The following is a 22,280-nucleotide window of genomic DNA, read 5'->3' as shown; positions in this document are numbered from 1 at the left end:
ACATAAGCAGATCAGGATCGAACAGAAGTTCTCGCCGGCTTCAGGCGGTTCCTTGGAGCTGAACGCGATGACGCGGGGCAGGTGCGCACTGCGTTCCTGGCCTCAGAAGGGCCACCCGTGTCAGCCGTCCCGGCCGTGGAGAAGAGGTCCCGTCACGCGTAAAGCGAACTCAGTCCGAAGACGCCGAGCCTCCCCCGGGCACTTCTGCCGATGAGAGGTACCCGTTCCGCTTCGCGTGTTCGAGCACTTCGGCCCGACTGCTCACACCGAACTTCTTATACAGCGCGGACAGGCGATTCTTCAACGTCCCGACGACCACTCCGAATTCGCGGGCGATCTGTGGAACCGGCTTCTGGGAGTCGATAGCGAAGAGCAGCGAAAGCTCTGCAGAAGACAGCTCGACATCACGTTCGACGGTGACGCGCAGAGCTTCCGGAAGGTCCAGCAGCCGTTGCTGCAGATCTGCGGCCGAATGGCTCGGATCGTCGAATGCCTCAGCCAGATCAGTCCAGGCCGAGTGAGAGGCCGTAGCCTCGATGAGAGCCGACCTCGAGGATTTCGACATCTGCGCAATCGGCATCAGTGTCGATCCGATGATGCAGTAGTCGAGAACGTGGCCAAAGCTGTCCACTGCCGCGCTCTCCTGACCCTCGTGATGCAGGAACGCGGAGCGAAGTGCCGCAGCACAGCCCTTGAGCCGGGGGCCATCGGCACCATTGAGGACACGAGCGGTGCTCGACCACAGTTGTTCCCGTTGCCCGAAGACGAAGCTCTGTCGCGCTTTGACCAAGTGATACGCGGGATGAGTCGGAGGCAACTGGGTCGCAAGGTCCTGGATCGGCTTCGTCTCTCCGGCGGCCAGATACACGAAACTGGCGATATTCACGATTCCGGAGTACCTGGTATTCGACGAACTCGTCATCGGAGAGTTCCGAGTGGCGGCGTTGTCGATCAGCTCTTTGGCTGCGATCGAGGCCCGACCGGTGTAGACGCGGTAGAGACTCTCGGCGATTGTGGGCAGCGAACCGAGCCCCTTCACGGTTCCCGCATTTCTCAATTTCGCAAGAGCCGTGCCGGCTGCAGACAGGTCGAGTCTGTCGAGGCTCCTCATCGCATCAAGGCATTGCCACTTATGCTCGCCTGGCAAGGTCTCCATCTCGAATGACTGCGCCTTGTCCCGAGCAAGAGTGAGATTGCGGCCCATCTCTTTGCCGTACCCGTGCCCGAGATTGGCCAACGCGGTCTCCACATAGCCGGCAAGCATCGGGTGCCATGAGTTCGGCGCGTAGGTTTCGGAGAACTGAACGACCCTTTGGAGAACCCGCAATGCCTCAGCGAACCGTCCTGCTGAAATCAAGTTCTTTCCATGCTCAAGGTTGAGTCCAGCTTGCATCATAGCCGTGGGGCCGGACCCCTCGAGATCGCGATTGCGAAGAAGTTCGCGTCCCGAGTCAATCGTCTGCAACGCTGCCTCGTAGTCACGGTTCGAGCGATGAAAGCGCGCCTCCGCCGTGGTGAGTGCAACGATCTCATCCACACTGCGGGCAGTGTCATGACCGGCCGACAGCATGCCGTGGAGGCTCGGTACGACTACGCTGTCGAAATCTGTGAACGGCACTAAGCGAGTACTGTCCTCGGTACCGAGACGACTGCGCATCGAATCGATCCTTCGTGCGGCACTCCTGGCCAACGCGAGGATCGGCCTTGCGGTGATGACAGAAGCGGGCACTGCGAGAAATGCGTCGACCGCGTTCACCACATCGTCGAACACATTGATCGACCGTCGGGTCCACATCTGCTCAAGAAGTTCCCATTCTTCGATTTCGACAACGAGGTCGAGGATCTCGTCGTACCCCGGCACGTCGCTCGCCTTCGCCCTTGCGTACGAGTTGTCGATGGCGATGCTGAATGCTTCGTGTGGACTTCTGTGGAATTCGCCTGCCCAGGGGCCCGTGATTCGTCGCATCAATGAGCGAATGAGACCGGGAACGGTCAGCGTTCCCTCTTCTCCTGATTCGACCACCAGCAGACCCGCGGCAACAAGTTCGGAGACCAGCTCCGTGGACGTCGTGGGAACTGCTGTCTTGGCCCCAGCTAGATCATAGGCGTCGTGAACGAGCCCAATCGTCGGTGCGGTGATCTTCGGGAGCCAGGAGAAGAGAGCCAGCAGAAACAAAGGTTGCGCTTGAGCTCCTCCGGTCGAGAGGCGCGGAGTCAGCGAGGGCTGAAGCAACGCGTCGATCTGGGTCTGGTCGACGTCAGTTACCCGAATTCCGGCACGATGCGCGGAGTCCACGAGAGACTGCGCAATGTCGATTCTACCGGCGCTGCAGCGAAAGATGTGCTCGATTCCGATAGAGCCGAGAGCGCCTCGGTGATTGAGCGCTTCCGCGAAGGAACGTTGGTCTGAGATTCGGGGGCCGAAATAGACTTCGAAAGCGTCTTGTCGGCGAGGAGGGGATGATTCCTCGCTGTTGCCGCGGTTGGGTTCACTGATAGGCAATGATGGGATCTTCTCTGTGCTGTCGGCGGGGGCCGTGGCAGTGGGGACTGCCAAGGTGAGGGGAAATGTGCGGTGCTACGTATTCATGTATAGCACAGCAAACTTACCGGGCTGTCGAGATAATGGCTCGGCAGCCCGTTCCTCATCGTATGTCGGTCCTGCTTCCGGGCGGGAAGCTGCCGGCGCTGCAATGCGACCGGTGTACCGCTGTCAGCTCAGCTGAGCCTCAATTGCCTCAATCAGCGACTGGAGCGACGGTCAGTCGTCTTCGACGAACTATCGCCTCCTTCATTCGCACCCGCTGACCCTTCACCGTCTGACTGGGCGGATGTCGAACTCGCGCTGTCAGCACCGTCGGGCTCCGACGGCTCGGGGTCGTTCGGCTCGTCGGGCTCCGATGGAGCGGGATCACTTGGTTCCTCGGGCCCTGACGGTGAGGGCGCATCCGGCTCGTCGGGATCCGATGGAGCGGGATCACTTGGTTCGTCGGGATCCGACGGAGCCGGATCATTCGGCTCGTCAGGTTCTGACGGTGAAGGAGCGTCCGGCTCGTCGGGTTCCGACGGTGTGGGCGAATCAGGCTTCGTCGGATTCGGCCGGTCAGGTACGCCCGGCTCTTCAGAACCGCTCTCGTCGGGCGTTCCTGGTCGGTCACCCGCCCCCTTGCCGCTGGAGGACTTTCCATCGGTGCGATCACCAGCGCCGCGCGACGCGGGAGGCCCAGATCGATCTCCGCCCACGTCTTGAGACGCCGCAGGATCATGTGGATTAGGCGAGTTGGGGGAATATGACCCTGCGTGCCCATCGTCGGATGAGTGCCCGGACGATGGACTGTGCTCGCCGGCACTGCCACCCTGGCTCCCTGCTTCCTTCCCCGCTGAGGCGGACGATGGCCCGACCTCCGTCCGATACCCCGAATTCTCGCTGGTTATGGGCGAGATGGATAGGCCGACCAACGATCCGAGCAGCCCGATACACGCCGCTGCCACTGGAATGAGAACAGGTTTAGGGAGGTGAAAGGGTGAGTCTCCTTTCTCGATTCCTGAGTCTTCTTCGGCGACCGAGTCTTCTGCAGCGCCCGAGTCTTCCGCAGCCTCCGCTGCTTCCGCTGCTGATTCAGAGCTTGCCTCCCCATCCGCCTCCGGCGTGGAGATGCTTTCCGCCGCGGTCGCTGCGGTGGGAGCCGATGATGCCATGCGTGCTTGTGATCGATCATTGAGCGTGTCAGCGAATCGCTCGATAAGAGTCGGCGAAATCAGCAGCGCAGGAATGAGCGCGGCGCGCAGCTCGGTCGCGCTCGGAGCAGATTCACCCTGCGTCTTCCGCCACTGTCGCTTCATCTCCTGCCGAGCGCGCAACGTCAGACGGGTCGCGGTGTGCACGGTGACGTTCAGCCTCTGGGCAACTGTGGTCGGCGTGAAGTCCTCGACTTCCCTCAGCCACAGAATCCGCTGCCAATTATCAGGAAGGCTCGAGAAGACGTTTGCCACATTGCTGTGCCGCTCCCAGGACGTCGAGACGTTCGACAACTCCTCCGTCACGTCGTGCCGGACGGTTTCCTCCTCAACAGCACTCTCGATGAGCGCCTCGAGCCCCTCCGAAGTCAGGGGCGGAGAATCAAGAACCTGCTTGAGGACTGCCAACAGCGCAGCGTCATGGATCGCCCGGGGTATCGACTTCTCATTCGCCACGTCGTCGATGCGGCGACGATAGATCTCGGAGAACGCGCCGACAGTTCCGGAGTCGATGAGCTGGAGGACTTCCTCATTGGTGAAATCGGCGAGATTCTCGTCAGGCTGATGTTCATGCACGTCTATTCGGTCCTCATCGGTCTCGACAGAAGTAGGTCGCAGGAGCCGCGCTGCTTGGAAGCGCCAGAGCCTCCGATCGAAGTCGTACTCTCATCGCAGCAGTTTATCGTAGGTTTTCAAGATCAGTTGCATCCCCATGACTTTTTTCTGCCGCTCAGATGACTAATCCATGATTGCTTTTCGCTCTTTGGCATTGGTCGAATGAGCCAGCGGGAGGAAGTTACTCAGACTCGCACAAAAGTAATGGCAACCGGTTCTGATTGAATCCGATGGCGACTCGCAGAAATTGAATGTCCCCTCCCAGGCGCGCGCTCACACACGCCCAGGAGAGGACACGCGACCGCACTGAGGATGCCGTCACGCAAGCGCCGATGTACTCATGAGATTTACCGACAAAGACATACTAACTTGCTTCTACCTATTATTCAAAAGGTATTCCATTGCGCTTGAACGCCTCATAGTATATATATCGTGACTTTTATATGATGCTTTGATGACTTCGGTGGCGCGGCGCACATCAGGTCGTGCCCAGTGATCAATTGATGGGCTCCTGGTTCCACTCGGAGTCCGGCACCCCGTTGACCCCCTCGTGACCCTTCGGCAGATCGAACCGCTGCGCGGTGAGATCCCGAGGCAGCAGGGTGAAACCTTGCCAATGCATCTCCATTGGTGACTGCTCCTCGTCTCTGGGCACATGATGGAATCCAACTGCCACCCACGAGACGACATCGTCGAGGTTTTGGTCCTTTCCGTCTTCGACGAACTCCTGCACTCCCCGTCCGCAGTCGCCTCGATTCTTCGTTGCATAGAGCTCGCAGTCGTTGTGATTCGTGAAACCTACGTCGTAGCCGATGTCATCTTCGTGCGTATGCGAATGCTCAGCATCGTCGACGAACTCGAATGAGTCAGTTTTGCCGACATCGATCTGATAGGAGATGGGGTGGCCGTCATCGTTGAGGCGGTTCGGGTTGAGCACTCGCCACCACCGGCGATCCTGCCACCGAGCCGTAGTTGGATGGTCGATGTCTTTCAGCTTGCCGGTGAGCTTGGGCGACTCGGCACCTCTGTCCCCTGTTTCATCGGCGTCGAACTGCTGTGCGCTCATGCCTCCAGTGCCACCGAGACCCCACCGAATTCTCCAGACGGCGTTATGTGAATGGCTGGCCGCGTGCTCGTGGTCACCGACATCCCATCCGTGATCCTCATCGGTGTAGTCGACTGGAGACAAGTCTCCCGTTGCTCCGAGCTGAACGCTGATCGATCCATCTGCACCGAATGTGTATTGCGAGACGTATTCGTACCAGCCGACCCGAGAGACTGTTGACAGTTGCCAACCGTTCTTGCGGGCACTCGCTGGAGCGACAAGATCGCTGGAGTGGTACGCAAGCCCTTCATCGACGACCTCGGAGCAGAGGACCTCCCTCGTCTCAGATTTGCCGTATGAACCATCGCCGATCTTCGGGATGCTTGCTGATTGAAGTCTTCCACCACACGCGTCGTCGCTGAGCGTCTTCATTTTGCGTCCGCCGAATCCGGATTCAGTGATATCGGAGGTGAGTCGTTCGCCGGTGTCATAGGGAACCTCAAGCTGAGAGATCGACATCGTGTCGATGACACGGATCGGGTCTTCACCCGGTGGAGTGATGTAGATGTCAGAGAGCGTCAGTCCGAAGTCCGGATGGACACCCCAACACATCGTCCATGTGGCTCCGCTGGACAGTGACTGCGAGACCTTCTGCTTGGGACTCTCGCAGGAGATGTCAGCAGTGATCTGTTCATTCTTGCCCTGTTGTCCAGAATGAGAGCTGTCACCCTGGGTGCAGGCCGTGACAATGAGCAAGAGAGACAAAGCTCCGGCAACGATCTGTGTCAGTCGTCTTTTCACTTCGGTATCGATCCTCAGAGGAAGCCGCCCCACACGGGCGGAAAGTCAAAAATAGTGGACGGGTGCGGTGATCATGTGAGCGAATGATCACCGCACCCGAGCTCATCTCATCTCGACGATGAGCGTCACACGGTCGTCTTGCTTCTGAACGTGTAACGTGCAGCTGCACCTACAGCGATAAGCGCAACGGCAGCCAGGAAGATCGGCACAATCTCGCCACCGGTTCGTGGCAGATCACTGCTCACCTCTTCGTCGCCACCAGCGTTCGACGAAGCGTTCGCGTCATCGCCACCAGCGTTTGACGAAGCGTTCGCGTCATCGCCACCGGCGTTCGACGAGGCATTCGCGTCATCGCCACCGGCATTCGACGAGGCATTCGCGTCATCGCCACCGGCATTCGACGAGGCATTCGCGTCATCGCCACCGGCATTCGACGAAGCGTTCGCGTCATCGCCACCAGCATTCGACGAAGCGTTCGCGTCATCGCCACCAGCGTTCGACGAAGCGTTCGCGTCATCGTCGGCCTCAGCGGAGGTCACCTCAATGGACGCCGCGGCTTCGGCGCCATTGTCATCGGTGCCGACCACGGCGAAGTCTCCGGCTGTGATCTCGGCGGGAACGGGCAGCTTCGTGCCCTCAGGGACGTCGCCTTCTCCATCGGTCGTCACAGTGACAGCCTCGCCGAGGTCGCTGGATGCGTCGTCGGACTTCGCTGACTGCGTCTCCAAGCGAATGCTGACCTCGGAATCAGGCAGCCAGCCGCTGCTCGTCACTGCGGTTTCATCACCGGCCGGAACCGGTGTTGTCGCCTCGATCGACGGAGCATACACCTCAAAGGTGCCTTCGGCAGTCGTCTCGTTCGACGCTGTTCCGGTCACGGTGAGTTCTCCGGCTTTGGTGTCATCAGGTACCTGAATCTTCGTGCCTTCGGGCAGAGCACCCTTCGCATCGGCCGTGGCGATCACTGGGCTGCCGACTTCGTCTCCATCAGCGTTCGCAAGCTTCAGTTCGACTGAGGTGTTCGCCTCCCAACCAACGCTCTTCAGCGATGCCTCACCGCCTGCTGGAACCGGCGAAGAAACATCGATCGAGGGCTCAGCAACGGTTACGGATGCATCGACCTCGGCCTTGTTGTCATCGGTCGCTCGCACCGCGAAGTCGCCTGGTTCGGCGTCTTTGGGAATCGTCAGGACAGTACCTTCCGGCAGGCTTCCCTTTTCGTCGGTGGTCACATTCACGGCGTCACCAGCGTCTTCTCCGTCGGGGTCGACGAGCTGCAGCTTGACATCACTCGTCGGAAGCCAGCCGGTGCCCTTCACTGCCGTGTCCTGTCCGGGAACCACTGGGGACGTTGTCTCGACCGCCGGAGTGTAGACGGTCACTGTCGCCTTCGCGGAGTTGTCGTCAGGATCGTTCGCCGTCAGCGTGTAGTCCCCGGCAGCCGCGTCGTCGGGAATCGGGAGTGTCGTTCCCTCCGGCACATTGCCTTCTCCGTCGGCTGTGACCGTCACCTTGTCGCCCACCGAATTCCCATCGGGATCTGTCAGCTCGAAGGTCACGTCGTTATCGGCAGACCATCCACGTGAAGTCACGTCGATGTCAGTACCTGCCGGGGCGGGAGAGGTGGCCGATACGATCGGGGTACCCGCCTCGGCGACGGTGAGAGGCGCATCGATGTTCGCTCCGTTGTCATCACTTCCGACGACGGTGAAATCACCGGGCTCGGTGCCTTCTGGCACCGTCACGCAGGTGTCATCAGGCAGAGCGCCGTCCTTGTCGGCAGTGGCCGTGACCGGGTCGCCGACCGGCTTTCCGTCCGCGTCGGTCAGCTGAACAGTGACCTCCGAATCAGGAGTCCATCCGTCCGAGGTGATTGCAGCGCAATCACCCGGGTAGACGGGGCCCGCGACGGTCAGATCAGGTGCGTAGACCGTCACTTCGCCTTTTCCGGTATTCCCGTCGGGGTCAGTGCCGACGATGGTGAAGTCACCGGGGGTGGCATCGCCAGGAATCGGAAGAACCGTGCCCTTCGGGAAGTTGCCGTCGCCATCGGTCGTCACCGTGATGGGTTCACCGACCGGTTTGCCGTCGGGACCGTTGAGCTCGACGGTGACATCAGTATCCGGTGCCCAACCAGTGGAGTCGAGCGTCGTCTCTCCACCCGCAGGGGCGGGCGACGAGGTGTCGATCGACGGTCCGTCAGCGGATTCATCGCATGAGTCGGTGCGAACGCCCGCGTTGCCGATGCCCAGACGTGCCGTGCCATCGCCGACGCCGAGGCTCAGTGCAGAGACTTCCACACCATTGACCGTGGTCGAACCGTCGGCCGCGGTGCATTCCGTCGTCTCCTGATGGTTGATCTGCAGCGAGACGAGGTTATCGGCTATCAGTTTGAGGAATGGGTCGAGTGCCGCACGGATGGGCACTGTCATCATGTCCGTCTTGATCGTGGTGAACGCTTTGTACAACAGGCCCGAAGGATCGGACAGCTCGTCGTAGATCGGGCCCATCACCGTATCCATGGTTTTCATGACGGTGTTGATCGTTCCGCAGGTGACGGTGCCGGTAGCACCCGCCGCGTCGCAGAAGTCGTTGCTGATCTTGCCCGTCAGGTCCATATCCCATCCGGCTTTCGTGCCGTCCGGAGCCGTGATGTCCACGTTCACGGTTGCGCTGCGCAGCGACTCGATGGCCGTGTCCACGGCAACGTCGATCACCTTCTCGATGACGTCGTGGACGCTGCTGGCGATGAACGGGTAGGTCTCGTCATCGATCAGTTCGGTGTTGGGATCCTGATTGTTCATCCCCACGGGCCGATCGATCACACCGTCGTCGTTGCCGCCGATCCGTCCGACGTCGACTTCGATCGACCCTTCCCCGAGGTCGATCGTCGCCAGACCGTCATCAGTGCTGATCGGTTCGAGCAGAATTGCATCAAGAACGTCATCTTTGATGCTGCTCTTGACACTGGTATCCACAGTCATGCCCGGAAGGAGATCGGTCAGTCCGAGCGCGTCGTTGAGCGCATCGTTGACTTCGCCCTCCATCTCTCCGGCCGCATCCGAGACACCGTCGCCGGCATCGTCGATCGCCGGGGAGTGCAGTTGCAGCTTGGCATCGCCGACTCTGTACTGCCCGTACTTTCCGACAGAGTCGGGATCTTGGAACTCGCCGTCGATCGCTTCGACCCAGGCACCGCCGAGGCCGAGACTCAGATCGGCCTGGTCGATCAGGCCATCGGTGACATCGGATGAACCGCTCGCCGCCACGATGGAGAGCAGGTCGACCTGCGCTGTTCCGAAATCGCTGTCTTTCCCATCAAGGCTGAGACCGCCATCGGCACCGACGATGCCGGACACGGCCTTGCCGTTCTTGGCATCGGCGGCAGTCGATTCGCTTTCGACAGCTCCGGCCTGGCCGAAGTCGATGAAGTCGTCGACTGGTATCTGATAGCCCGCGCCGAAGTCGATGACTTCGTCCCCGCCGATTGCACCGTTGAATGCTTCACGGTTCGGCCCCGGATCCGACTGCGAACCGGCTTTCGACTGTGCCGCAGCGATCAGATCCTTGGAATCAAGGCTCATGCCGGCGACACTCGCCTCGGCTTCAGTCGGATCGTCAGGATAGTTGTCGAGCCCCAGCGCCGAGGCGCTGGTCGTACCGACCATCGCTCCGACAACGCCAAGCGCCAACCCTGAAAGTGCCCATCGTGGAATTCTTCTTCGCCGAGTCTTCTTCATGGAATCTAAACGGCGTGAATGGACGTGTTGAGACACGTTTAACCTCCAAATTTACTCATTTGAAAGGTTCCGCTCCCTCAGATGTCGGATTTTGATCCAACGAACGTGACCCGGGGTCAATTCTGTCGAAACTTCCAGTCAGTGTCTAGAGTCTTTCAACCCCGGATGAAGCTCACGCACAGGTTCATCACCCCTCGGCACGCTCGGGGATCTCGCTCAGACATCACACAACTCCCCCTAGAATACGGGAAACAATCGACTCAAAGAGCGCTCTGGAACCGTCGCCTCTCGACGCTGAACACGTTCGATATGCAGCAAATATTCTTTGACTGCTGTCCGCATTGCGATACGTGCGCGAATTTGCCGGACGAGAACTTTTCATACAACCCAGGTTGAGTAGCTTTCCTGCGCACAGAAACGAGAGCTAAAAGTCAAGGAGAAATTCAAATAGACCAGCCCTATTTGTCAATTATTCAGGGCTCAAGCGACACCCGGCTTTGCCGGATGTTCGTCTCCTTTGGGCAGGGCGGCGCTCCTTGCCGCGGACCTCGGCATCGCCGAGGTGGAGTGGCGCCAAGTGTGCGGGCCTGCACCGAGACAAGTGTGCAGGCGTGCGCTGAGATGGGCGAAGGTGCGATCACGGATGAAGATCGCGTCGACAGCGATCATCGTCAGCGAAAACCACGGGAGTCCCATCAGCAGCGCGATCCCCAGATGAAACGACAGAATGCCGAGAAGCCCGGCGATTCTCGTCCATCGATTGAAGAGCATGAACGGGAACGCGCACTGGAACAGCACGGATGCCCAGGAGATCACCACGACCAGCGGTCCCCACGCTGTGACAAGCTCTGAGAGTACCGGCCATGTCCCGAACTGCTGGGTGTGCAGGGGGTTGTATACCGCGAAACCGTGCTGCCAGGCGGCACCACCGGCCTTGTAGAGGCCGCCGGACATGTAGATTGCACACACCTGAAACGTCAGCACGACTATGGCGAGATTGTGGGCCATGATCATCACCCACCGCCATCGGCTTCCGCCGGTCGTACTGTGTGCCTCGGGGTCGTTGCCGGCTCTATCGCTCGTCTCACCACCGTCATCGCGGTGTCGACGAGATCGCCGACGGGCGTCCAGCGACCACTGCCGAGTGGTATCGGCGAAGAGCAGAGCGATGAGGAACATCCGATACGCGTTGTCGCCCTGATCACCGGCGCCGTCGTTGAGTTCGATGAAGCTGACCCAGAGAATCAGGTAGAACGGCAGAACGATCCGTGTACGCCAGCCGAGTGTGACGACGATGGCAAGGATCGCCAAGCCGATCATCATGGCTGTGAACAGCGGCGGAACCGTCACCACCCGATGGAAGAGCGAGAAGAGCCAGATATTCGGGAAGTCGCTCTTCGGATCCGCGATCTCGCCGCTCCAGGCGCTGCCCACTCCGAACGCATAATGACGGGCATTGAAGTTCGTCAGAATCAGGCCGAGTCCGGTCAGCCCGATGAGAATCCTGGTCACTGCCAGCCCATAGGTCGCGTGGTATCGCCCGGTGAGCAGAACCTCGAGCCTATCCCAACCTCGCGCGATCACCGCGCGCACCTGAGCAGGGAACGCGACCACCTCCGGGTTCGCCGAGGTGGTGCGTGCTTGGTCCCGGTCCGCAGAGTCTGCTTTCGCCGAGGTGGCATCCACCTCGGTCGGTGTGGTCTCAGTGCTCATCGGCGCACCTCACCACGTCGGAGGCACAGAAGTACTTCGCGAACTCTTCATCGGACTGATCGTCCTCGATGACCAGGGCCCGCCACCCGACCGGCACCGGTTGAAGTTTCGGGCGCTTGGCGTCCTCGTCATTGCGCTGGGCGAACGGGACGACATTCTGGCGAGCCGCCTGAAACTGCACCCGCTGCACGTGTTCACCCCACACAGCTCTCGCGACCTGGGTCGCGTACGCCGCAGCCACATGCTCACTGTCGAGATACCCGCCGACCGCACCATCGGGGTCGTCGTACTCGCCGAGTTTCGCCCTCAGACGTTTCACGGAGTCGCCGCCCTTGAAGTAGCTGAGCTTCACAATCGCCTTCTGATCAGACGGCAGATCATCCCATGATCCCTTCAGATCCGAAGCCACGCCGATGCCCAGACCGGCCGATCGCGGCGGGAACGGCCTGTACGTCGAATGATCCGGCTCGACATCGGTGGCCCGCACCCACTCTGTGACCTCTTCTCCGCCCCCGGTGTCGATCACCGCACGCACGTCGAAGTAGTAGTCCCCGTTGATCGGTTCCGGCGCAAACACACTCCACGACTGACCCCACATCGGAATCATGTACTTGGAGAGCAGTTCCCCCGGGACCGCCTCCCGCAGGGCGGATGGAGGTGCGATCCACAGAAAGGTCGCGAACAGGTGGAATCCAGTGACCGCCACCGCGACGACCACCAGCGTTCGCCTGACCACCGGACGCGGCCGAGCCTCGGTCTCTGTCGTCGTCTCGTCCATGGCACATCCGGATTCTGGTCGATGATTTCGTCTGTGTGTCCCAGCTCGTCTGGGAGTCTCACGCACGAAGCCAGGTGGTGGACGCGAAGTGAAGACTTCTCCCCCACCACCTGGCCGGTGCGATCAGTGGTTCAACCTGGTTCAGAGACCACTGCGGTTGCGGTGACGGCGAGCGGCGTAGACCGCGGCCGCGCCACCTGTGATCAGCAGCGCTGCGAATCCGGCCATGGCCAGGGTGCCCTCGGCACCTGTCCTCGGCAGGTCTCCGCCGTCGCTGTCGTCCGAAGCGTCTGCGCTCGCGCCCGCTTCGACGTCCGCCGACGCATTTGCGGCGGCAGAGGCGTTTTCATCGGACGAAGCGTCTGCCTCGTCGCCGTCGGCCGAAGCGCTGGCTTCCGCACCATCGGCGTTGTCATCGGACGCCGCCGAGGCGTTTGCCACGTCGGTCGAGTCCGCTGCAGCCGAATCGTCGGCATTGGCCGCAGCCTCAACCGAAGCCTCGTTGGACGAGTCAGCAGTCGATGCCGCAGATGCGGCTGCGGCCGGATCGGCATCGGCAGCAGCCGAGGCCTCAGCGTTCGTCGAATCCGAATTGTCTGCATCGGCAGCGGCGTTCGACGCCTTCTGTGACGAGGCGTTCGGATCGGAAGCCGCATCAGCCGAGGTGTTCGAGGACGCGTCCTCGGCAGCTGCCGATTCGGCGGCCGCTTCGGCGTTTGCGTCAGCTTCTGCCGACGCCGCGTCGTTGGCATCGTCATCGGCAGCCGCCTCTGACGCCGCCTGAGCCGCAGGGTTCGAATCGTCGTCCGCGTCGGCGGACGCCGAGGCCGATGCCGCCGCGTTCACGTTGACGTTCGCGTCGGAATCATCAGATGCCGAGGCATCGGGGTCAGCCGAGGCGTCCGCGTCGGGGTCAGCCGAAGCGTCGGAATCCGCCGAATCGTCCTGATCGGCAGCAGCGCTGTCGTCGGCGTCCGCGTCGTCGTCACCCGGGGCATCGTCTGCGGTCGCACGGACCGATGACGAGGCGAGGTTGACGTCGATCGCATCGGATTCAGGGAGCAGTTCCAGGCTCACAGCGTTGACTGTGAATCCCGGACCGTTGTCTCCATCGACCCGGCTCGAATCCAATGAGGACTGAGCAGAGGCCTGTTCACCCGACGGGTTGGGCGACTGTTCGTTGATCGTGAGGTCGACGACCTGGTTGAGTCCGCCGAAGACGGGGTCGAGTCCGTCGAGGACGGGGTCGACGATGTCGGTGACAGAACCGGACACCTCTTCCGTCGTCGAGTCGAGAACTTCCCCGATGATCGGCTTCGTGACTCCGAGGACCGCCTTGACCACCGGACCGGTGATGGCGTTGACCACAGTCCCGACAGGAACGCCGGCCACTGAAAGATCGGTGTCGACGACCGGTTCGGAATCGTCCGTGCCGGCCAGCTGGCCCAGCGTGGCATCCACGGTGACCTTGCCGTCGGCTGCAGGGATTCCGGCGGCCGTGATGCTGGCGGGCAGCGCGATGTTGAGATGAACATCGTTGAGTGCATCGGTCAGAGTCTCATTGACCCGCCCCGACAGCGTGCCGAGGGCATCGGCAACGGCGTCGGTGATCTTCTTCGTTGTATCGGCAGTCAGCACCTGGGTGTTCGGATCCAGACCATTGAGGTCCTCACCGTCGGCACCCTTCACGACCTTGGCGAGGTCGATCTTGATGTCGCCGTTGGCCAGATCGATCGAGACGATGCCTGATTCGTCCTCGAGCTTTTTGTTGACGACGTTTTCGACGACGCTGTTGAGCGCGTCCCCGGTGTCCACCGAGACCTTCGTGTCCTCTCCGCCGACCTTGACAGAGGCGAGGCCTGCATCGACGTCGAGTCCGAGACCGGCCAGTTCGTTGACCAGGCCCTCGTCGCCGATGGCGTCGTCGAGGGAACCACCGACACCGTCAACGGCATCGGTGAGCGCACCGGAGAGGTCGTCCACTGCAGGGCTGGAGACGGTGAGGGTTCCGTCGGCGACGACGTACTCCGAGTCGGTCGTCTCGCCATCGCTTTCGGCAGTCGAACCGATGGCGCCCAGCTCGAGGCTGAGCTCGTCGACGATCTCATCGCTGACACCGTCGAGGTTCAGCTGGCCCAAGACCGATGTCAGATCGACCTTGGCGTTGCCGAAGTCGCCGTTGTTGATGTCGTCGAGGTTGAGGGCGCCGTCCTTGCCGACGGCGCCGGCACTGGCCTTTGCCGCATTGCTCGCAGAAGCGTGGCCGTAGGAATTGAGGGCACCGGCCTCGCCGAGCTCGAGAAGACCCTCGCCGCCCTCGTTGCTGATGAGCGGGAGATCGATTCCCGGAAGTTCGATCCCGAGAGACTGCAGAACTTCCGCGTTCAGCGGCGTGCTGTCCTCCGCATCGCTGGAAGGGGAGCTGCTGTAGGCCGAGAGCGCATCGACGGCGTCCGCGGACAGCAGATCCGCATCGATCAGCTGCCCGAAAGCCTCTGAATCCTCTTTCGGGTTCTTTTCATCGGCTGCACCTGGTGACGTCGTCAACAGGGTCAGCCCGACTGCGGTCGCGGCAGCCACCGTTCCCGCAGCGATCTTGCGGCCGGAAGTGGGCCGGCCTCCGAGCATCTTCATAGTCCTCCACATCGGTTCATGTTCTTGATCAATCGCAGACAGCAGCCTGGACGGAAACATGCAGTTTCCTGGCAGATCCCGCACAACATTACGGAATCATTCGCGAGTAATCATTCAGTCATCAGCAACGTTATAATTCCGTTATATTGCAAACCTGACGAGTTCACGATGCGGACTGATGCCACAAGGAAATATGCTTGATGCACAGACACTTCAAGGCCCTCACCGGTTCTGATCTGCGCCTATTCCTCGGGGATCGCCCGAATCCCGAGAGCGCTGCAACCCATCACCCTTATGTTCATTGAAAATTCAAGACAAGGACGCTGATGACAAAAATGTAATATTACGATCCATGACTTAATCGCGAAGAATCGATGCTTTCATTCAGCTCCGACGTGAGCTGCGACCTTCGGCCGAACACTGAGTTCCCTCTGACCGCAACCTCAACGCTGCCTCAGCCAGCGCGAGGGTCACACGCCTCTGCCAGCGCGCATCGGTACTGAACGGGCGCTGTGAGGACTCACACCCACCGATACTCGTACTCCGGCCGACCGGGAGTCCCATGCCTGGGCTGCTTGATCGCCTGTTTCGTCGACACGAGATGCTCGAGGTAGCGGCGGACGGTGACACGGGACAGATCCAGACGCTGACCCACCTCGGTGGCGGAGACCGGAACAGCAGAATCGCGAACCTCGACCGATACCGCCTCGAGGGTCTCGGCGATGAGCCCCTTGGGCAGCCGCGTCGAGGACACCGAGCGCAGGGCGGACAGGGCATTGTCGACCGATGCCTGCGTCGCCAACGACCCCGACCCGGTGAGCCCGCGCCGGAACTCCCGCTGATTCTCCAGCTTCTCCCGAAACATCGCGAACGTGAACGGTTTGATGAGGTACTGCGTGATCCCCGCCGAGATCGCCGACCGGATCACCTGCAGGTGCCGCACCGCGGTGATCGCGATGATGTCGACGTCCTTCCCGCGCGAGTTCAGACGCCCGGCCACCTCGAGCCCGTGCGAATCCGTGAGGTTCATATCGAGCAGAACGATGTCGACCGGCGTGCCGGCCGCGTCGAGCTCGTCGAATCGTTCGATCGCCTCGTGGCCGCTCAGGCAGGTCCCGGCCACCTCGAATCCGGGCACCCGCTCGACGAAGTCGGCATGCGCCTGCGCGGTCATCGGGTCGTCCTCGACGATGAGCACCCGCAGCGCGGCATCATCCACGTCGGTCACCTCCTTCGACGATCGTATCGCCCAGCGGCAGGGTCACCGTGAAGATCGCCCCACCGTCGGATTCGACCTCGATATCCCCGCCGAGGCGGCGCACCGCCTGCCTGACGAGCACCAATCCGAATCCACGGCCGCCAGGGCCCTCGACGTCCGATTTCGCGGAAGCGCCGAGGTGGAACAGCGCGTCGATCTCGTCGACGTCGACTCCCGGCCCGGAATCGGCGATCGTGATGATGAGCTCCGAATCCGCGGCGACGAAGTCCGCCCACACATGCTTCTCGACCGAATCGGCGGCGGCGTCGAGGGCGTTGTCGATGAGGTTGCCGGCCACGGTGACGAGGTCCTTGGCGTCGAGGCTCTCCGGCGGCAGCTCCCCGGTCGCGGTGACCTCGAGTTCGATCCCGCGTTCGTGCGCCTGCGCAGCCTTGCCGATCATCAGCGCCGTGATGAACGGTTCGTCGAGCGAGCCGACGAACGAATCGGTCAGCCGCTGTGCCTCCTGCTTGTCCTTGACCGCGAAGTCGAGCGCCTCCTGGCTGCGGCCGAGTTCGATGAGCGTGGACACCGTGTGCAGCCGGTTCGCGTGTTCGTGTGTCTGTGCGCGCAGCGCCTCGGACAGGGTCGTCATCGTCGCCAACTCCCCCGTGAGTTCCTGAATGTCGGTGCGATCGCGCAGGGTCGCGACCGTTCCCCCGCCGCCACGTCCTCCGAGGCGGCCACCACCACCGAGGCGGCCGTGCCCTCGTCCGCGGCCATGCGCTCGTCCGCGGCCGTGCCCTCGTTCGCGGCCGGCCTGGCCGGACCCACTATCACCCCTGATGCTGGGTCCGTCCCGGCTGGTTCCGTGACTGTTGGGCCCGTCGTGACCACGCGGCTGGCTCGCCTGCTTCTGGCTGATGACGAGGACACGGTCGTCGGTGAGGTGGATCTCGTCGACGGCGACCCGGCCGGAGGTGAGGAGGTCACGCACGGATTCGGGGAGGGCCACCTCGGCGAGGGTGATGGGGGTCGACTCATCGGACGGGGGCAGGCCGAGCAGGGCTGCGGCCTCGTCGTTGTAGAGGACGAGCCGGCCGGAGTCGTCGACGAGGATGAGCCCCTCGCGCAGGGAATGCAGGGCGGAGTCGTAGAACGCGAAGAGACGCTTGAGCTCCTCGGGCCCGTAGCCGAGCGTGACCCGCCGCAGATAGCGGGCCAGCAGCCAGGATCCGAGCCCGCCGAGGGCGAGCGCGGCGAGCGCGACGATGATGATCTGCGGCAGCGACGCCGCCTGCGCCACGGACAGGGTCTCGAGTGTCACGCCCACGGCGACCATCGCGGTGACCTCGCCGTCGGCATCTTCGATCGGCACGATCGCGCGCACTGACGGCCCGAGCGTGCCGACGTACTCTTCGGTCTCGGCCTGCCCGGCGCGGGCCTTCGCGGTGCTGCCGAGGTACTTCCCGCCCAGCTGTTCCGGGTCCGGGTGGGTGTAGCGGGTGCCGTCGCGGTCCATGATCGTGATGAAGTCGACGTCGGCGGTGTTGATCACGGTCAGCGCATAGGGCTGGAGACGTTTCGAGGGATCGTCCCCGGTCACCGCCTCGGTGACGAAGGGGTCGTGAGCGAGGGTCTCGGCGATGGAGAGCACGCGTTCGCCCGTGGCGTGGCGGATGTTGTTCAGCGTCGTCACGTAGCTGGTCACCGACAGGGCGGTGCAGACGATGACGATGAGGACGAGCTGGACGAGGAAGAGCCTGCGGGCCAGCGGGCCGCCTCGGGGGCGGAAGCGATCCCGACCCCGCCGAGGTGGGGCCGGGGAATGGCGGTTCACTGCAGGAATCTCAGGAGTCATCGCCGTAAGGAACGGGAGGAGAGAGGAAATCGATATCCAACTGTTCTGACCGTCTCATCTTCGACAGTGGAAATTCATCATCGGAATAGACCACTTCGTCGGGAAGAGAAGGCAGCCAGCCGGCTTCGACAATCACATGGATAGTCAGCAGCATGCCGGACGAGTTCCAATCATTGGATTCCACTCGAATTTCCGAGACATGGTTGAGCACTCGGCCGATCGGCGAGGCTGGTTTGTCGTACTTGCTTCTCACCAGCTTCTGGAGGGGCGCCAGCCAGAAGTGAACCTCATCAGGCACTGCAAACCGACCGAACCAACGACCGACCGCCAGCCCGAAGTCCCGCTCATCGGCATCTGTCGCGAATTCGTGCCCGGGGATCGCAGGCACATCCAGGACTTCGCCTTTGAGCACGCTGACGATCCAAGCAAGATCAGCGAATAAGCAGTCTTCACCTTGGCCTACTCGCGGATACCGTGGGTTCTCATGTTTAAGAGCTTGCCTGCGCTCGGACCCTTCCAGCGCGATCAGCGGAGCAAGCTGGAGGTACTCGCGCTTGGCAAGGACGACATCACAGGTCTGAGAAACAACCACGTGCGCGCCGTTGAGGCCGGCGTGCCCCGAATATTCGACGACGCTCCCTTGCCGCAGATCCTGAAAGTGGCCCTCGCTCATGACCCGCTAGGGCTCCGGAGAGTAGGCCGGAGCGGGTCTATTGACGTCCGCGGGGGTGGACGCGTGACGCGAGCGCTGTTGATCGAGCAGAGCGAGGAACCGCAGCCTGACGCCCGGACCCCCGACATCCTCAATCGTTTCGATCTGCTTCATCACCCGACCGAGTGCTTCCTCATTCGCTGCCGAGATCTTCCCGCCCGAAGCCCACAGGTGGACCGTGCGCCGGGAGACTCCGAAAAGCTTTGCAACCTGGTCCCAGGTGTACGAACCGCGGGTCTTGATCTGTTTGACGAGATCGGCAGTGGACTCAATCTCAGTACGAACAGGAACAGGCGACTCGACATTGGCGGCCGTGGCATCCGTGTTCTTCGACTGACTCAAATGGCTGTCGGAAGCCGACTGGAGTGATTCGTCTCCATGAACAAACATGACTGGAATCGACGTACCGGAGATGGACATCGTCGCCAAGCCCACTCCACGGGCGAGAAAGAGCTCTTCGCGCGAGAAATCAGTAGTAGTCATGAGTCGTACCTCTCGTAGAAACGATCAGTCACCACACCTCTGAAATGGTTTGAAGCGATTCCGGACAATCGGTTCAGCTCCACCTGAACCGTCCCTCGTGTGCTGTCCAGCCGCCCCTCTTCGTATGCATCCAGATCAAGAATCCAGCTCGGCTCCTCAACCAGAGGCAGCGTGGGGTCGATCGACTGCCCTGCACCCAGCCGAGCCGAACGCACCAGCAGAAAAGAGGTTTCCATCCGGTAGACGGACTCAGTCATGCTGTGGACCAAATCCGCGTTCGCAGGAGAGGCCAAGTGCCCACCAAGAACAGCGGGAACGAAATGATCTCCCAACAGACTCAAGTCTGCCGCACCGACAACACGATTCGTGTATCGATAACCGATCCGGCTGAAGCGAGGAATGGTCGCGCACTCGGTCACTACGTCGAGTCCGTCCAGCAGCCGATCCACAAAATCATTGTGATTCGTATAATCGGTCGACTCCAGGGCTATGAAGTTCAGGCCAACAGACAGACTCCACTTCTCGTCCCCAGAGAAGAAGCGCATGATTCTGCCTCGACGCTGCTCCTGAGCGCCTCCGGATTGATTCACCAGGACCTCGACTTCTGTCTCCTCGCGCTTGAACGGGTAGACAGTGCCGAGTTCTTCGACAATACGAGAAGCCACCTGGTCGAGGTCGAAAGTCGTCAGGTCTGGCCAGCGAATCTGCGCCAGAACGCGAGCGAGCGGCGGATTCTTCAACTCTGCTCGATCTGTTGTTGGGTGCGGCAGATTCTGGGTCACATTTCACACTCTACTTCACACCCAAATAGGTGTGAAGCGGTTTCCGGGTGATTCAAATAGAACCCACACCGACCCCGCCGAGGTGGGGCCGGGGTCGCCGTCACTTCTTCGAGCCGCCCGAAATGAGGAGGGCGAGGCCGATCGCGGCCAGCCACGTGTCCTTGGCGACCGCGGTGCCGTCCTCGGAGGGGCGGATGCCGTCGTCCTTGGTCATCGAGTCGATGGAGAAGTAGTTCGCGACGAGCCCGGCCGCGAACGTCGTCAGCGCGGCACCGGCGATGCGGGTGGGCACGAACGGCAGGAGCAGGGCGGAGCCGACGGCGATCTCACCATAGGAGAGGAACTTCCCGAACTGGTCGGCGGTGAGGTTCTCGACCATGGGCACACCGTTGGCGGCCATCTGCTGCAGGCCGGCGGCGGTGTCCTCGTCCATGCCGAGCTTGCCGATGCCGGAGTTGAGGATGAAAGCGCCCGGAACTGCGCGCAGGAGTGCGGTGCTGATCTTCACGAAAGTGCTCCTTCTGATCTGGTGTCCTGACACCTCCACAGTAGTCGCGAACTGTGTCTGTGAACACTATGAACGCAACCGAGACACCGGTCACATCTCCTGCCAGAGTTGTCGGGTACATCACCACCGCGGCCGGTCAGTCGCGGACGTCCGGGTCCATCGCAGGGCTCTGACGTGAACACGACATGGAGGAACCATGGCAACGTCGCCACCGAATGACAACAGTCCCGCACGCTCCGAAGAGAACTTCGGGAACGCCGCCGCGGATCACGCCACGACCTATGCGCGGCGGAAGAAGGACCGCACCCACTGGCTCTACATCATGGTCATCGTCGCCGTCATCGCCGGTGCCGCGATCGGTCTGCTCGCCCCCGATGCGGGCATCGCCCTCGAACCCCTGGGCAAAGCGTTCGTCGCTCTCATCAAGATGATCATCGCCCCGGTGATCTTCTGCACGATCGTCCTCGGCGTCGGCTCGGTCGCCCGTGCCGCCACCGTCGGCAAGGTCGGCGGTCTGGCGCTCATCTACTTCCTGGTCATGGCGACCTTCGCCCTGGTCATCGGCCTCATCGTCGGCAACTTCATCCACCCGGGCGAAGGCCTGCACCTCCAGCCGTACGAAGAAGCCTCGGGTGGCGAGGAAGGCGGCATGGTCGCCTTCCTCATGAGCCTCATCCCCGGCGACATCCCAGTCCTGCCGACCCTCGTGCTCGCGCTCCTCGTCGGCTTCGCACTGCAGTCGATGGGCAAGGCCGGCGAGCCCGTGCTCAACGGCATCAAGCACATCCAGGCCGTGGTCTTCAAGCTCATGATGATGATCATGTGGGCCGCTCCCGTCGGTGCCTTCGGTGCGATCGCCGCGGTCGTCGGCAAGACCGGCTGGGCCGCGATCGGTGCGATGGCGACCCTCATGGGCGCCTTCTACCTCACCTGCGCGCTGTTCATCGTCATCGTCCTCGGCGGTCTGCTCAAGATCGTCACGGGGCTCAACATCTTCCTGCTGCTGAAGTACCTGGCACGAGAGTTCCTGCTCATCTTCTCCACCTCGTCGTCGGAATCGGCCCTGCCACGCCTGATCGCGAAGATGGAGCATGCCGGTGTCTCGAAGCCGGTCGTGGGCATCACGGTGCCCACCGGCTACTCGTTCAACCTCGACGGCACCGCGATCTACCTGACCATGGCCTCGCTGTTCGTGTCCTCGGCGATGGGCATGCCGATGTCGATCCCCGAGCAGATCTCGCTGCTCGTATTCATGATCATCGCGTCGAAGGGTGCCGCAGGAGTCACCGGTGCCGGCCTGGCCACCCTGGCCGCGGGCCTGCAGTCGCACCGTCCCGAACTGCTCGACGGCATGGGCGTCATCGTCGGCATCGACAAGTTCATGTCCGAGTGCCGTGCCCTGACGAACTTCACCGGCAACGCCGTGGCCACCCTGCTCATCGGCAAGTGGACGAACGAGATCGACCTCGACCAGGCCCGCGCCACACTGTCCGGTCAGAGCCCGTTCGACGAGCTCTCGCTCGAGCCCGAGGCCCACGGCCCGGCACCGACTGACTCGGAAGAAAACGAGAAGGAGAAGGTCACAGTGCACTGACCTCCAGTCGCTTCCGCACCACAACCACCACGGGTGCCGTCGTCCTCATCGTGAGGATGCCGGCACCCGTGGTGTTTC

14 protein-coding genes are annotated in these 22,280 nt (G+C 61.8%); 1 reads left to right on the top strand and 13 read right to left on the bottom strand.

Features of this window, described 5'->3' with window-relative positions:
* Positions 1 to 169 precede the first annotated feature (169 nt).
* From J9314_RS03480 to J9314_RS03420, 13 genes are all read right to left on the bottom strand, one after another.
* Positions 170 to 2,296 (bottom strand): helix-turn-helix transcriptional regulator, encoded by a 2,127-nt coding sequence (locus J9314_RS03480; protein ID WP_210604572.1) that lies wholly within the window; start codon positions 2,294 to 2,296, stop codon positions 170 to 172.
* Between the two features lie 446 nt (positions 2,297 to 2,742).
* Complete coding sequence (locus J9314_RS03475; RefSeq protein WP_210604571.1) at positions 2,743 to 4,314, bottom strand: hypothetical protein; 1,572 nt, start codon at positions 4,312 to 4,314, stop codon at positions 2,743 to 2,745.
* A 535-nt stretch (positions 4,315 to 4,849) separates the two neighbouring features.
* The gene (locus tag J9314_RS03470) at positions 4,850 to 6,232 is read right to left on the bottom strand and encodes a copper amine oxidase (RefSeq protein ID WP_246490588.1); all 1,383 of its coding nucleotides are present in this window, start codon (positions 6,230 to 6,232) and stop codon (positions 4,850 to 4,852) included.
* A gap of 92 nt (positions 6,233 to 6,324) precedes the next feature.
* Positions 6,325 to 9,867, bottom strand: a complete 3,543-nt coding sequence (locus tag J9314_RS19300) for a choice-of-anchor G family protein (protein WP_210604570.1) — start codon at positions 9,865 to 9,867, stop codon at positions 6,325 to 6,327.
* A gap of 552 nt (positions 9,868 to 10,419) precedes the next feature.
* Positions 10,420 to 11,652 carry an HTTM domain-containing protein gene (locus J9314_RS03460; RefSeq protein ID WP_210604569.1) on the bottom strand — a complete coding sequence of 411 codons (1,233 nt, stop codon included), beginning with the start codon at positions 11,650 to 11,652 and terminating at the stop codon, positions 10,420 to 10,422.
* Positions 11,642 to 12,430: a DUF5819 family protein gene (locus J9314_RS03455; protein ID WP_210604568.1), complete on the bottom strand. Its 789-nt coding sequence runs from the start codon at positions 12,428 to 12,430 to the stop codon at positions 11,642 to 11,644. Before J9314_RS03455 ends, J9314_RS03460 begins: the two co-directional genes overlap by 11 nt.
* Positions 12,431 to 12,571: 141 nt before the next feature.
* Complete coding sequence (locus J9314_RS03450) at positions 12,572 to 15,064, bottom strand: choice-of-anchor G family protein (RefSeq protein WP_210604567.1); 2,493 nt, start codon at positions 15,062 to 15,064, stop codon at positions 12,572 to 12,574.
* Between the two features lie 520 nt (positions 15,065 to 15,584).
* A complete protein-coding gene (locus tag J9314_RS03445) occupies positions 15,585 to 16,292 on the bottom strand; it encodes a response regulator (protein WP_281412361.1) in 708 nt (235 codons plus the stop codon).
* Positions 16,276 to 18,102 (bottom strand): ATP-binding protein, encoded by a 1,827-nt coding sequence (locus J9314_RS03440; protein WP_246490587.1) that lies wholly within the window; start codon positions 18,100 to 18,102, stop codon positions 16,276 to 16,278. The genes J9314_RS03445 and J9314_RS03440 overlap by 17 nt, the downstream gene beginning before the upstream one ends.
* Before the next feature lie 10 nt (positions 18,103 to 18,112).
* Positions 18,113 to 18,796 (bottom strand): hypothetical protein, encoded by a 684-nt coding sequence (locus J9314_RS03435; RefSeq protein WP_210604565.1) that lies wholly within the window; start codon positions 18,794 to 18,796, stop codon positions 18,113 to 18,115.
* A gap of 6 nt (positions 18,797 to 18,802) precedes the next feature.
* Positions 18,803 to 19,318, bottom strand: coding sequence for a helix-turn-helix domain-containing protein (locus J9314_RS03430; protein ID WP_210604564.1), 516 nt, complete (start codon positions 19,316 to 19,318; stop codon positions 18,803 to 18,805).
* On the bottom strand, positions 19,315 to 20,100 hold the full coding sequence (locus J9314_RS03425) for a TIGR04255 family protein (protein ID WP_210604563.1): 786 nt from the start codon (positions 20,098 to 20,100) through the stop codon (positions 19,315 to 19,317). Before J9314_RS03425 ends, J9314_RS03430 begins: the two co-directional genes overlap by 4 nt.
* Before the next feature lie 100 nt (positions 20,101 to 20,200).
* Positions 20,201 to 20,608: a hypothetical protein gene (locus tag J9314_RS03420; protein ID WP_210604562.1), complete on the bottom strand. Its 408-nt coding sequence runs from the start codon at positions 20,606 to 20,608 to the stop codon at positions 20,201 to 20,203.
* A gap of 322 nt (positions 20,609 to 20,930) precedes the next feature.
* Between J9314_RS03420 and J9314_RS03415 the strand changes: the two genes are divergently transcribed.
* Positions 20,931 to 22,202 (top strand): cation:dicarboxylate symporter family transporter, encoded by a 1,272-nt coding sequence (locus tag J9314_RS03415; protein ID WP_246490725.1) that lies wholly within the window; start codon positions 20,931 to 20,933, stop codon positions 22,200 to 22,202.
* Positions 22,203 to 22,280: the final 78 nt, after the last annotated feature.

It is taken from the genome of Brevibacterium oceani (assembly GCF_017948325.1).
Classification (GTDB): domain Bacteria; phylum Actinomycetota; class Actinomycetes; order Actinomycetales; family Brevibacteriaceae; genus Brevibacterium; species Brevibacterium oceani.
This window is presented reverse-complemented; position numbering and strand designations above follow the sequence as displayed.